The sequence below is a fragment of the Pseudomonas sp. FW305-96 genome (assembly GCF_058783825.1).
In genome coordinates this window covers 160,817-173,844 of the sequence record NZ_JBYSYW010000006.1, presented here as the reverse complement: position 1 = coordinate 173,844, position 13,028 = coordinate 160,817, and the positions used below count along the sequence as shown (strand labels likewise).

Genomic DNA, 13,028 nt, shown 5'->3' with positions numbered 1-13,028 from the left:
AAGGACTCCCGGGTGGCACGAAGCCCCCGGTCACCCAGAAACCCAAGAAGAGAAACCAGACCATGTTCACCCGCAAACCCCTGATCACCGCATCCCAGGCCCGTACCGCACTGCTGCTGGCAGCCGGTTTCAGCACCGTGCTGTTGAGCGGTTGCGCCAGCTCGCCGGCGTCCAAGGTTGGCGCCACGACCAAGGTCGAGTACTACCCCAACTGCTACGAGCCGGTGCAGCACCTGCGCTCCACCGACGGTGACATGACCCGCTCGGTCGCCACCGGCGCGCTGCTCGGCGCGGTCGGCGGTGCCCTCACCGGTGCCCTGGTCGACAAGGAAAACCGCGGCCGCAATGCCGCCATCGGTGCCGCTGGCGGCGCGTTGGTTGGCGGCGCGGCCGGTTACTACACCGAGCGCCAGAAACAGATCAGCGACGACAAGCAGCGCATCGCCTCGTACGCCACCGACATCGACAAGAGCGCGGCCGACATGGACCGCACCACGGCCTACGCCAAGTCGTCGCAGAGCTGCTACCAGCGCGAGTTCGCCAGCCTGATCCAGAACCGCAAGGCTGGCCGCATCAACGACACCGAGGGCCGCAAGCGCCTGGCCGAGATCGTCGCCGGCCTGCAGGAGTCGAACAACCTGCTGACCACCGTGAACGGGCGTCTGGGTGAGAACCTCAACAACTACACCCAGGCCTACGAGCAGGACCTCAAGCAGGTGGGCGTGCAGCGCACCGAAGTGGTCGCAGTGGCCGAGCCGCCGAAGGTGGCAACCACCGGCAAGAAGAAGGATGTGAAGAAGGTCCAGCCGGCCAAGACCAACACCAAGGTGCCACAGGAAGCGGTGGCCACCGAGAAGACCCTGCAGAACGCCAACGGCAAGAAAGCCGAGGCCCAGCAGGTGGCCAAGGCGGGCGCCGACCAGGTCAACGCCATGTGCCGCAACCCGGACATGGGTGACTGGGCGCCGGTGCCGTGCCCGAACGTGTGATCCGTTGAGGCTGCTTGCATGACCTGTAGGCGCGGGGCAAGCCCACGCCTGCAGGTCATGCGACTTGGCCAGGCTTTGTGCAAGGAAACCTATTCGTGACAGATCTTCTGGTCAATTCCCTGGCCAACAACTCCCAGTTTCTTGCCCGTCAGCGTATCCAGGCGCGGATCAACCTGCCGCAGATGTTCGCCGCCATCGACGCCGACCCGCGTATCGTCGGTGCCGGTGTGGTGTACATCGACGCTGAATACAACATTGTCACCCTGCGAGAGTTTCAACCGATCTGCAGCATCCGCCCCAAACGCGTGATCCTGCGCGAGATCAAGAAGTACCAGACACCTGACCAGTACACCCAGCAGTTGCAGCACAATCCGCGCGAGTCGCGGGTGGTCAAGGAGGCGGTCAACACGACCCTTTCCTGTGCGGGCGCTGTGATCGGCTGGTTCGTGGTGTTCAGTGGCACCATTGCCGCGCCCTTTTCCGGCGGTACCAGCCTGGTACTGACCTATGTCGGTGGCGCCGCCGCCACCGCCAGCAGCATCCAGTGCGGCATCGGTGTAATGCGCACGGTGCGTGAGGTGACCAACCCAGCGGCTAACGATGCCCTCGATGAGAACCAGTGGTACCAGGCCGCCTCGATGGTGCTCGATGGCGTCTCGTTGCTGGGTGTCGGCGCGTCGGGCCTGAGCACGTTGAAGTACCTGCAAGTACACAAGGCCGCCACGGGTCGCAGCTGGCTGGAGTTGTCCAAGAGCCTCAGCCGCCAGCAGCGCAAGGCGCTGACCGACGAGCTGCTGTCGATCAAGCACCCGAGCCTGACGGCCAGGCAGATCAAGTTGCAGCAGGCGGCAGGGACCATGACCAAGCGCTACACCCCGACCGAGATCAGCCACGCCACGCAGACCCTGATGCGCGACTCGCTCGGCGCCACCTTCGGGTTGGCCGGGAGTGCCACGGTGCAGAGCATAGCCGTAGGGCTATACGAAGAGATCGAGTGATGATGAAGCCTGCGCAATTCCAGACTTTCATGCGCCGTTACTTCCCGACGTTCTTGCTGGGGTTTTTCATTTGCCTCCTGTCGGCGGCGTTGTCAGCGACTCTGTGGATCGACAGTCACTGGCGCAATCACCCGGATAACCCCTTGTTCACCATGATGTCCAGCGCGGTGCTGGTCTTGCTGCTGTGTTCCGGGCATTTCGCGATGGTCCGGGGCTTCACATGGGCAGTATGGGTGGTGCTCCCTGTACCGACTGTGGCCTTGCTGATGGCGTTGAGCCTGCTCGGTAGTGGAGTGAATGCCGTGTTGCTGGCAATCCTGCTGGCGCTGCCATTGCTCGCGCTGCTGGTATTCAACAGCCAGCGGCATCGAGAGATGCGGCGGCGGTTGGTGGAGCTGCGCAAGATGCGGCCTTAGCGCAATGACGCTCAAGCCTTTGCTGAAGCGTTACTTGGGAGTATTCATCGCCGCGCACGGAGCTACAGTTCCGCCACCAGGGCTTCCAGTTGCTCCTGCCGTTCGGCCTGGTTGACCCGCGCCCCGGGATTGAGCGTCGACCACTGTGGATGCGCCCGCGCCTTGCGCAAGGCCTCGGGCAGCTTGCCTTCGCGCCAGCCTTTGTCCTCCGGCGCCGCGAGGCGGATGCTGTCCTGCGCCGCGTGCCCGCGTGCCTCCAGGGCCAGTATCAACTGTTGCTGACGCAGCGCCAGCAGGCGCAGCACGGCGTCATCCACCGTCAGCTCGCGCTGGCCCTTGAGCTTGCCCATCAGGCGCGAGCCATAGTTGCGCGCGGTCTGCAGCGCGCCGCCGGCAATGGCCCCGGCAAGCGCGGCGGCGCCCAGGGTCAGGCCGCCGACCAGCAGGTCGACGCCGGCACCTGCCGCCGCGCCCGCCGCCACGCCGCTGCCCAGGCGCACACCGAGCAGCTTCAGGGTCTCCGGATTGAACAGGTCGTCGCCCCAGCGCCCATCGAGCAGCGGCAAGTCGCCGGCATTGGCGTCCTCGCGACGGAACGCATACAGCTTGAGCAGCGCCTCGACACAGCGTTGCTCGCGCTCACGCACCGCCTGGCGCAGCGCTTCGATGGCCTGCGCCTCGGCGGCGGGCTCGGCCTCTACGCTGCGCCGGCAGGCAGCGCAGTCGAGCAGCAGCTCGGCGACCAAACGCTTGCCGCTGTGGCGACGGGCTTCGCGCTGGGCCTGCTGGTCATCGATCAGCCGTTGCAGGGCAGGGCGGGCCTCTTCCAGCAGCAGCGCCAGGCTTTCGTAGAGGCGGCGCTCGCCATCCTCGGGCGGGGCCACGCTGTCGAAACGCACCAGCGCATGCAGGCCCAGGCGCGCCAAGGCCTCGCGCCATTCGGGCTCGCGGTGCTGGTTGCTGGCAACGAAGTTGAGCACCGGCAACAGCGGCTTGCCGCAGCTGGCCAGCACCTCAAGCTCGTCGCGGTACTTGGCCAGCACCGGTTCGCGGGCGTCGATCACATACAGACCGGCATGGCTCGCCAGCAGCTGGCGCAGCACCTTGGCTTCCTGCTCGAAACGCTGGCGCGCCTCGCTGCCCTGGAGGAAACGCTCAAGGCGAGCGGGGCCGTCCAGGCGCTCGCCCGGGCGTTCGAGGCGCTCCAGGTAGTCGAGCAGGGCAATGGCGTCCTCCAGGCCGGGGGTGTCGTAGAGCTCGAGCAACGGTTCGCCGTCCACCGACAGGCGGGCGCCTTCGACATGGCGGGTGGTGCTGGGGCGGTGCGAGACCTCGCCGAAGCCGACGTCGCGGGTGAGGGTGCGCAGCAGCGAGGTCTTGCCGACGTTGGTGTGGCCGACCACGGCCAGTTTCAGCGGCTCAGTCATGGCCATGCTCCAGCCAGGTCAGGGGCGAGGTGTCGGCATGGGGCAGGCCCAGGCGGTCGAGGGCCTCGTGCCAATCGCCCAGGCGTGCCGCGTCCAGGGCCTGGCCGGGCTGCGCCTGCAGCAGCCAGATACGCGTGGCGCCGGCGTTGCGCGCCAGCTCAGCGAGCAAGGCCAGGCTGCCACGGTCGGGCGAGCGACGCGGGTCGCAGGCAATGGCCAGGCGCGCCGGGGGGAAACGGCTGAGTTGCTCGAGCAGCTTGTTGCGCGATTCGCGGCTGTCGAGCACGCCCGCATGGGTGACCGAACGAGGCAGTGCGGGTGGCCAGGGGCGCTGGTCGTCCAGTTCCAGGCCGACCAGCAGGGCACCGCCGCTGTCGCGCTCCAGCTGGCCGGCCTCGAAGCGGGGCAGGGTGTCGGGGGCTGCATCCTGCACGCCGAGGCGTTCGCTGCGCGGCATCAGGGCTTCGCGCAGTTGCGCGTAGCCGGGCAGATTGAGGTCCAGCGCCAGGCGCTCGCGGCCCTGGCGCCAGCGCCACAGGCACAGCGCGGCCAGCAGCAGGCGGGGCAGCAGGCCATAGACCAGCACCACGCCGAGCAGCCAGCTGGCCCAGGCCTGGCGCGCCAGATCGAGTGCAGGCAGGGTGTCGCCGCTGGCGCGAATCATCGCCTCGTCGGGGACGGCGAAACCGAGTAGCGAGGGCAGGGCGCCAAGGGCCTGGGTCAGCGTGATGAAAGGTTCGGCGGCAAGCAGCGTGGTTTCCCAGACGAAGCCGTAGCGTCGCGTCGCCAGCAGCGCCAGGAGCATGCCCAGCGCCGCGAGCATTGCCAGCGACCACAGGCCATGCACCAGCAGGCCGAGCAGCCAGCGGTTCAGGCGCTGGCGCTGCAACAGCACCAGCAGCGCGGGAGCCAGTTGCGCGGCCTTGGCGTCACGGGCAAAACGCTCGCTTAGCCACAGCCACAGGCGGCCCAGCGCCGCGCCATGCTCACCGGCGAAGAAGAAACCCACGGCCCAGCCAAGCAGCAGCACGAGATTCAGCCCGAGCAGGCTGCCCAGGGCCCAGAACACGTTCACCGGCCGCTGGCCGTCGCCCAGGGCCGCCAGCCCCAGGCCGGCGCCACTGAACAGAGCCAGGACCATCAAGCTCAGCAATGCCAGCCGTGCGCCCTGCTTCCAGTGGCGCAGCGCCGTGTCCATGCCGTCGCGCTCGGCCAGCCACAGAGCGCGGGCCTCGATGCGCGTGGCCAGGTCGCCGCCCTGCTGGCGGGCGCGGCGGTTGGCCTCCTGGTCCTCCAGGGGACCGGCGTGTTCCTCGCGCAGGCGTACCGCTTCGGTGAGCCAGCGCTTGTCGAGTGGAGTGGGTGCAGTCACAAGCTCTTCCATTGCACAGGTCTGGCCGCAAGCATAACCCACGCGCCCGGTGCTATCCTCGCCGGCATGAAGACATCACTCCCCCTCAGCCTGATCGCGGCGCTCGCCGAGAACCGTGTGATCGGCATCGACAACACCATGCCCTGGCACCTGCCGGGGGACTTCAAGTACTTCAAGGCCACCACACTGGGCAAGCCGATCATCATGGGGCGCAAGACCTGGGATTCGCTGGGCCGGCCATTGCCGGGGCGGCTGAACATCGTCGTCAGCCGTCAGCCTGGACTGCAACTGGCCGGTGCCGAGGTGTTCGCCTCGCTGGAGGCGGCGCTGGTGCGCGCCGAGCAGTGGGCGCGGGAGCAGGGCGTCGGGGAATTGATGCTGATCGGCGGTGCGCAACTGTATGGGCAGGCGTTGGAGAAAGGGCTGGTAAGCCGGATGTACCTCACCCGGGTGGCGCTGTCGCCGCAGGGTGATGCCTGGTTCCCCGAGTTCGATCGCGGACAGTGGCAACTTGCTTCGAATAATCCACAACCTGCTGAAGGGGATGGGCCGTCGTATGACTTCGAAGTCTGGGACAAGGTCTGAAAGCCTGGGGCTGCTCAGCAGCCCCGGCAATGTCTCAGGAGTGACTCAACTCAGCATGTTCATCCCCACTCAGCACTTGCTGGTCGGTCTGCTTCAATAGCTGGCTGGTGACCACGCCAGCCGTCATCGAACCGTTCACGTTCAATGCCGTGCGGCCCATGTCGATCAGCGGTTCCACCGAGATCAGCAGCGCCACCAGTTCCACCGGCAGGCCCATGGCCGGCAGCACGATCAGCGCGGCGAAGGTCGCGCCGCCGCCGACGCCGGCAACGCCTGCCGAGCTGAGGGTGACGATGGCCACCAGGGTGGCGATCCACAGCGGGTCGAAGGTATCGATGCCCACCGCCGGGGCGACCATTACCGCCAGCATCGCCGGGTACAGGCCGGCGCAGCCGTTTTGGCCAATGGTGGCGCCAAACGACGCGCTGAAGCTGGCGATCGACTGCGGCACGCCCAGGCGCAGGGTCTGCGCCTCGATGTTCAGCGGGATGCTGGCGGCGCTGGAGCGGCTGGTGAAGGCGAAGGTCAGCACCGGCCAGACTTTACGGAAGAAGCGCAGCGGGCTGACACCGGTCAGCGCCAGGATCACCCCATGGACCACGAACATCAGGCCCAGGCCAATGTACGACACCACCACGAAGCTGCCCAGCTTGAGGATGTCCTCGAGATTGGAGCTGGCCACTACCTTGGTCATCAAGGCCAACACGCCGTAGGGGGTGAGCTTCATCACCAGGCGCACCAGGCGCATGACCCAGGCCTGCAACACGTCGATGGCCGACAGGGCGCGCTCGCCCTTGTCCTTGTCGTCCTTGATCAGTTGCAAAGCGGCGAGGCCCAGGAACACGGCGAAGATCACCACGCTGATGATCGAGGTCGGCTTGGCCCGCGCCAGGTCGCCCACCGGGTTGGTCGGGATGAACGACAGCAGCAGTTGCGGGATGTTGAGGTCGGCGACCTTGCCCGCGTAGTCGCTGTGGATGGCCTGCAGGCGGGCGCTTTCCTGGGCACCAGCCACCAGCCCTTCGGCGCTCAGGCCGAACAGGTTGGTCAGGGCGATGCCGATCAGCGCGGCGATCGCGGTGGTCAGCAACAGGGTGCCGATGCTCAGCACGCTGATGCGGCCCAGCGCCGAGGCGTTGTGCAGGCGCGCCACGGCGCTGAGGATCGAGGCGAAGATCAGCGGCATGACGATCATCTGCAGCAAACCGACGTAGCCATTGCCGACCAGGTCGAGCCAGCCGATGGTGGCCTTGAGCACCGGGTGCCCGGCACCGTAGATCGTGTGCAGCACCAGGCCGAAGCCGACGCCGAGGGCCAGGCCCAGCAGCACCTTCTTGGCCAGGCTCCAGTCGGTGCGGTGGGTTTGCGCCAGGCCCAGCAGCAGGGCCAGGAACGCCAGCAGGTTGAGTGACAGCGGCAGGTTCATTGAAGCTCCGGAAAAAGGCAAAAGAGGCATCGCCTCTGTGAGCGATTACGAACGGAAATGCTAACAGCCTGAAAACAAACGAATTTATACCTAAAAGGAATTTACATAGTCGTTTATGGAATAACGCCTGGTCGTTTTTGGCAATACACATGGCGTTTGCGGTTGCTTCGAGGTCGGTGGCGCATGCCTGCCTGTCACAAATCAGGTCTAGGGTTGAGCGGCCACGTCTTTGGGAGAACCGCACATGATGTCAGCTCCGAAAATCCTTGCCGGCGGCCTTGCCCTGTTGCTCAGTGCCAGCAGTTGGGCGGCCACCGAGCTCAAGCACTGGCCGGCCGAAGCCGCGCAGAAGCTCGACGCGATGATTGCCGCCAACGCCAACAAGGGTAACTACGCGGTGTTCGACATGGACAACACCAGCTACCGCTTCGACCTCGAAGAGGCACTGCTGCCGTTCATGGAGAACAAGGGCCTGCTGACCCGCGACAAGCTCGACCCCTCGCTCAAGCTGATCCCATTCAAGGACACAGCGGAGCATAAGGAAAGCCTGTTCAGTTACTACTACCGCCTGTGCGAACTCGACGACATGGTCTGCTACCCCTGGGTGGCCCAGGTGTTCTCGGGCTTCACTCTCAAGGAACTGAAGCAGCAGGTCGACGAGCTGATGGCCTCGGGCAAGCCGATCCCCAGCACCTACTTCGAGGGCGACCAGGTCAAGAGTATCGAGGTGCAGCCGCCGAAGGTGTTCACGGGCCAGGCCGAGCTGTACAACAAGCTGATGGAGAACGGCATCGAGGTCTATGTGATCTCGGCGGCGTCCGAAGAGCTGGTACGCATGGTCGCCTCAGATCCAAAGTACGGCTACAACGTCAAACCACAGAACGTGATCGGTGTGAGCCTGCTGCTCAAGGATCGCGCCAGTGGCCAGCTGACCACGGCGCGCAAGCAGATCAGCGCCGGGCAGTACGATTCCAAGGCCAACGAAGGCCTGGAGCTGACCCCGTACCTGTGGACGCCGGCCACCTGGATGGCGGGCAAGCAGGCGGCCATCCTCACCTACATCGACGAATGGAAGAAGCCGGTGCTGGTGGGGGGCGATACCCCAACCAGCGATGGCTACATGCAGTTCCACGGCGTCGATGTGAACAAAGGCGGCATTCACCTGTGGATAAACCGCAAGGCCAAGTACATGGATCAGATCAATGGCATGATCGCGAAGAATGCAGCGGCCCAGGCCAAGGAAGGCTTGCCGGTGACGGCGGACAAGAACTGGGTGATCGTGACGCCGGAGCAGATTCAGTGAAATACGCATAACCTGTTCCGGCCCAATCGCTGGCAAGCCAGCTCCCACAGGTGCAATGCCAAGGCCTGCGATTACATTGTGGGAGCCGGCTTGCCGGCGATGAGGCCTTCTCAGGCATAAAAAAACCGGCGCACCAGGCGCCGGTTCTTATTGCCTTCAGAGCCTCACAGCCCTTCGAGCATTGCCTTGTTACGCACCGCACCCTTGTCGGCACTGGTGGCCAGCAGGGCGTAGGCCTTCAGCGCAGTGGTCACTTTACGTGGTCGCACTTCCGCCGGCTTCCAGCCCTTCTTGTCCTGCTCGACACGGCGCGCGGCCAGCTCTTCGTCGCTGACCAGCAGGTTGATCGAACGGTTGGGGATGTCGATCAGCACTTTGTCGCCATCGCGCACCAGGCCAATGGCGCCGCCTGCGGCGGCTTCCGGCGAGGCATGGCCGATGGACAGGCCCGAGGTGCCGCCGGAGAAGCGGCCATCGGTGAGCAGCGCGCACGCCTTGCCCAGGCCCTTGGATTTCAAGTACGAGGTCGGGTAGAGCATCTCCTGCATGCCCGGGCCGCCTTTCGGGCCTTCGTAGCGGATGATAACGATATCGCCGGCCTTCACCTCGTCGGCGAGGATGCCGCGTACCGCGCTGTCCTGGCTTTCGAAGATCTTCGCGTTGCCTTCGAACACGTGGATCGACTCATCCACGCCGGCGGTCTTCACCACGCAGCCGTCCAGGGCGATGTTGCCGTACAGCACGGCCAGGCCGCCCTCTTGCGAGTAGGCGTGCTCGAAGCTGCGGATGCAGCCGTTTTCGCGGTCGTCGTCCAGGGTTTCCCAGCGGGTCGACTGGCTGAAGGCGGTTTGCGTGGGGATACCGGCCGGGCCTGCCTTGAAGAAGGTGTGCACCGCTTCGTCATCGGTCTGGGTGATGTCCCACTTGGCGATGGCTTCCTCCATGCTGGCGCTGTGCACGGTCGGCAGGTCGGTGTGCAGCAGGCCGCCACGGGCCAGCGAGCCGAGAATGCTGAAGATGCCGCCGGCGCGATGCACGTCTTCCATGTGGTACTTCTGGATGTTAGGCGCCACTTTGCACAGCTGCGGCACCTTGCGCGACAGGCGATCGATGTCGCGCAGGTCGAAGTCCACCTCGCCTTCCTGGGCCGCGGCCAGCAGGTGCAGGATGGTGTTGGTCGAGCCGCCCATGGCGATGTCGAGCATCATGGCGTTCTCGAACGCCTTGAAGTTGGCGATGCTGCGCGGCAGCACGGACGCGTCGCCCTCGCCGTAGTAGCGCTTGCACAGTTCGACGATGGTGCGGCCAGCGGTAAGGAACAGCTGCTCGCGGTCGGAGTGGGTCGCCAGCGTGGAGCCGTTGCCCGGCAGGGCCAGGCCCAGGGCCTCGGTCAGGCAGTTCATCGAGTTGGCGGTGAACATGCCGGAGCACGAACCGCAGGTCGGGCAGGCGCTGCGCTCATACTCGGCGACTTTTTCGTCGGAGGCGGTGGAGTCGGCGGCGATGACCATGGCGTCGACCAGGTCCAGGCCGTGGCTGGCCAGCTTGGTCTTGCCGGCTTCCATCGGGCCGCCGGAGACGAAGATCACCGGGATGTTCAGGCGCAGCGCGGCCATCAGCATGCCGGGGGTGATCTTGTCGCAGTTGGAGATGCAGACGATGGCGTCGGCGCAGTGGGCGTTGACCATGTACTCGACGGCGTCGGCGATGATCTCGCGGCTGGGCAGCGAGTACAGCATGCCGTCGTGGCCCATGGCGATGCCGTCATCGACGGCGATGGTGTTGAATTCCTTGGCCACGCCACCGGCGCGTTCGATCTCGCGGGCGACCAGCTGGCCCAGGTCCTTCAGGTGCACGTGGCCCGGGACGAACTGGGTGAACGAGTTGGCGATGGCGATGATCGGTTTCTTGAAGTCTTCGTCCTTCATCCCGGTGGCGCGCCACAGGGCACGGGCGCCGGCCATGTTGCGGCCATGGGTGGAGGTCTTGGAACGATAATCAGGCATGGAGCGCTCCTGGCGGCTTAATCAGGTCACTGGCTTTGCGAGAAAAGTGCTTTTCCGCAAACCCAAACAGGGAGTGAGCTTCTCTTGTCCTAATACGCCGAAGGCCGGTTGCCACAGGCACGGATGGGGGTCGAAGGACCGCGCGGGATCGCCGCAGGCTCGACCAGAGCTCATAAACCCGCCGGGGGTGTCTGGCGATGAATAGCCCGATTCTACACCGCCGCGCTCGTGAGGGAATGGCGTTGTGATAATTGGCTGCCGCCAGCCCGCAAGGTAAAGGCCTTGGTGTGGAGGGGGCCGGTTTCGGTAGACTTGCGCGCCTTCTACTCCTCTGGCCAAAAGGATTTGCAATGCCAGCGCCAAGTCGCTCCTTATTGTTCTACGTCGTCATCGGCCTGATTCAGGGCGTGGTGTGGCTCACCACCGTGAAGGGGGAGAGTCAGCTGCTGGGTTTCAGCCTGTCGGTAGCCCTGTGCGTCGCGGTGGCGGTAGCGGGCGTGAACCTGCAACTGCTTGGCAGCGCGGTGCTGCAGCGTGGCACCGGCTGGTTGGTACTGGGCCTGACCGTGCTGCTCAGCGGGATCAGTGCCTGGCTCCTCGATACCGGGCATATGGGCTGGCTGCAGCAGACCTGGTGCCTGGCCGCCGTCGTGCTGGCCTATATCGGTACCGCGTTCATTCTCGCCTGGCCGACCGGCGAAGGGCTGCGCCTGCGCTACGAAGACCTGTTCCGGCATGCCTGGAACAACGTGTTCATCGTGTTCTTGGCACAGCTGCTGACCGGCCTGTTCTGGCAACTGCTGTGGTTGTGCGCGCTGCTGTTCAGCATGCTGGGTATCCCGCAGGTCAAGGACGCGGTGGAGTCACCGGTGTTTCTCTGGCTGGTGTTGCCGGTGGTGTTTTCGCTGGGCATGCGCATGGGGCGGGAAAACGAGAAGATCATCGGCCTGCTGCGCGGCATCCTGCTGACGCTGTGCCGCTTCCTGTTGCCGCTCAGCGCGCTGATCGCCGTGCTGTTCAGCCTGACATTGCCATTCTCCGGCCTGCAACCGGTATGGAACACCGGCTATTCGACCACCCTTCTGCTGGTACTGGCGGGCATCAACCTGTTCCTGGTCAACGGCGTGTTCCAGGATGGCCGGCAAGGTAGCGTCTACCCCGCGCCGCTCAAGCGCCTGGTGGAGGCCAGCCTGCTGTGCCTGCCGGTGCTGGTGGGCCTGGCGGCCTATGCGAGCTGGCTGCGTATCGACCAGTACGGGCTGACACCGACACGGATCATGGCGTCGATGCTGGTGGGCGTGATGCTGGCGCATGGCCTGGCGGCCGTCTGGGCGGTGCTGGCCTCGCGCCAGGCCTGGCTGCACAGCCTGCGCCTGAGCAATCCATGGATCGCTTTGCTCAGTGCGCTGCTGGTGGTGGTGTTCTACACGCCGCTGCTCGATCCGCAGGCATTGAGTGCGAGGAACCAGGTCCAGCGCCTGGTCAACGGGTACACGCCGATCACCGAGTTCGACGCCGAGACCTTGTATCGCGACCTCGGCCAGCCGGGGCGTGAAGCCTTCGAGCAGCTCGAGCAGCGGCTGCAGACGGATGAACTGTTCGATGCGGGCCGCCGCCAGCAGTTGTTGGTGCTGATGGCCCAGGTGCGTCAACCGACAGTGGCCGAAGACCATGGCCCGAAGTTCGAGTGGCTCGGGCCGGTGCAATCGAGTAGCGAATCATTGGCCGACGCGACGCTTGCGCAAAGCCAGTGCGGTGGCAAGGGCTGCTACCTGTGGGCAGTCGACCTGGATGGCGACGGGCACAACGAAGTGCTGATGATCCCCCGGCACACCTATGCATCGCAGCTGTTCGTGTTCACCTGGGAAGACCGGGAGTGGCGCGAGGTGGGCAGCCTGAGCGGCAACATGGAAAACCTCGAAAGCCTGGCCAACGGTATTCGCGAGGGGGCGGTGAAACTGGTGGCGCCGCGTTACAAGACGCTGAGCATCGATGGCCAGGAGCTGCGGCCGGACTTCAGGCGCTAGCGCCCGGCGCGGGAACTCCCGGGGGCCGCTTGGCGGCCCGTCGCGGGCCAAAGGTCATTGCTGGCCGATGCCCTGCAGGTACTCCGACCGCTCATCGCTACGTTGCGCCACGCAGGTGTCCCACGCTGCCTCGAACGCCTTGCTCCCGGGTTTCTCGGCCCAGGTCTCGACCTTGCAGTCGGCGTCACGCAGCTGCGTCCAGAGTTTCTCGGCGGCTTCCATCTTGCCGCTCAGCGCCGCGGCCTTGTCGCTTTCATCCGCGTACTGGTCGCGAATGCGCTGCATGAGGTCGTCATAGGCCGCCTTCAGCTCGCGTTCGGCGGTCTGCTTGTTGTAGGCGGCGCAGGCATAGCCCTGCTGGTCGGTCTCGACGTTGTCGCAGGGGGTGCTCTCCTCTTCGGCGGCGTGCGCGCCGCAAGCCACTGCCAGCAAGACCAGCCATGCCATTGATTTCATCGGGTTTCTCCTGAAGAGGCTGA

Annotated in this window: 11 protein-coding genes; 6 read left to right on the top strand and 5 right to left on the bottom strand. The window is 65.3% G+C overall.

Annotation, left to right across the window (positions count from 1 at the left end; all coding sequences use genetic code 11):
- Window positions 1-62 precede the first annotated feature (62 nt).
- The 3 genes from tagQ to AC3WL2_RS06925 all read left to right on the top strand — a co-directional run bounded on the left by tagQ (window position 63) and on the right by AC3WL2_RS06925 (window position 2,403).
- A complete protein-coding gene (gene tagQ / locus AC3WL2_RS06935) occupies window positions 63-989 on the top strand; it encodes a type VI secretion system-associated lipoprotein TagQ (protein WP_102681842.1) in 927 nt (308 codons plus the stop codon).
- A gap of 95 nt (window positions 990-1,084) precedes the next feature.
- Window positions 1,085-1,987 (top strand): Ssp4 family T6SS effector, encoded by a 903-nt coding sequence (ssp4, locus tag AC3WL2_RS06930; RefSeq protein ID WP_046857471.1) that lies wholly within the window; start codon window positions 1,085-1,087, stop codon window positions 1,985-1,987.
- Window positions 1,987-2,403, top strand: a complete 417-nt coding sequence (locus tag AC3WL2_RS06925) for a hypothetical protein (protein WP_102681843.1) — start codon at window positions 1,987-1,989, stop codon at window positions 2,401-2,403. Before ssp4 ends, AC3WL2_RS06925 begins: the two co-directional genes overlap by 1 nt.
- A 62-nt stretch (window positions 2,404-2,465) precedes the next feature.
- Here the strand turns inward: AC3WL2_RS06925 and AC3WL2_RS06920 are convergent, their stop codons facing one another.
- Both AC3WL2_RS06920 and AC3WL2_RS06915 read right to left on the bottom strand, forming a co-directional pair.
- Window positions 2,466-3,830, bottom strand: a complete 1,365-nt coding sequence (locus AC3WL2_RS06920) for a GTPase/DUF3482 domain-containing protein (RefSeq protein ID WP_102681844.1) — start codon at window positions 3,828-3,830, stop codon at window positions 2,466-2,468.
- Entirely contained in the window at window positions 3,823-5,214 is a 1,392-nt protein-coding gene (locus tag AC3WL2_RS06915; RefSeq protein ID WP_102681845.1) for a DUF2868 domain-containing protein, read from the bottom strand. The genes AC3WL2_RS06920 and AC3WL2_RS06915 overlap by 8 nt, the downstream gene beginning before the upstream one ends.
- A 54-nt stretch (window positions 5,215-5,268) precedes the next feature.
- On the opposite strand from AC3WL2_RS06915, the gene AC3WL2_RS06910 reads away from it, so the two are divergent.
- Complete coding sequence (locus tag AC3WL2_RS06910) at window positions 5,269-5,787, top strand: dihydrofolate reductase (RefSeq protein ID WP_102681846.1); 519 nt, start codon at window positions 5,269-5,271, stop codon at window positions 5,785-5,787.
- Between the two features lie 34 nt (window positions 5,788-5,821).
- Here AC3WL2_RS06910 and AC3WL2_RS06905 read toward each other — a convergent pair whose 3' ends face one another.
- Entirely contained in the window at window positions 5,822-7,213 is a 1,392-nt protein-coding gene (locus tag AC3WL2_RS06905) for an L-cystine transporter (RefSeq protein WP_102681847.1), read from the bottom strand.
- 247 nt (window positions 7,214-7,460) lie between these two features.
- Here AC3WL2_RS06905 and AC3WL2_RS06900 point away from each other — a divergent pair, with 247 nt between their 5' ends.
- The gene (locus AC3WL2_RS06900; RefSeq protein WP_207238325.1) at window positions 7,461-8,516 is read left to right on the top strand and encodes an HAD family hydrolase; all 1,056 of its coding nucleotides are present in this window, start codon (window positions 7,461-7,463) and stop codon (window positions 8,514-8,516) included.
- Between the two features lie 164 nt (window positions 8,517-8,680).
- Here AC3WL2_RS06900 and ilvD read toward each other — a convergent pair whose 3' ends face one another.
- The gene (ilvD, locus tag AC3WL2_RS06895; protein WP_102681849.1) at window positions 8,681-10,522 is read right to left on the bottom strand and encodes a dihydroxy-acid dehydratase; all 1,842 of its coding nucleotides are present in this window, start codon (window positions 10,520-10,522) and stop codon (window positions 8,681-8,683) included.
- Window positions 10,523-10,872: 350 nt separating this feature from the next.
- Here ilvD and AC3WL2_RS06890 point away from each other — a divergent pair, with 350 nt between their 5' ends.
- Window positions 10,873-12,549 (top strand): DUF4153 domain-containing protein, encoded by a 1,677-nt coding sequence (locus tag AC3WL2_RS06890; protein WP_102681850.1) that lies wholly within the window; start codon window positions 10,873-10,875, stop codon window positions 12,547-12,549.
- A gap of 54 nt (window positions 12,550-12,603) precedes the next feature.
- Here AC3WL2_RS06890 and AC3WL2_RS06885 read toward each other — a convergent pair whose 3' ends face one another.
- Window positions 12,604-13,005: a lysozyme inhibitor LprI family protein gene (locus AC3WL2_RS06885; RefSeq protein WP_102681851.1), complete on the bottom strand. Its 402-nt coding sequence runs from the start codon at window positions 13,003-13,005 to the stop codon at window positions 12,604-12,606.
- Window positions 13,006-13,028: the final 23 nt, after the last annotated feature.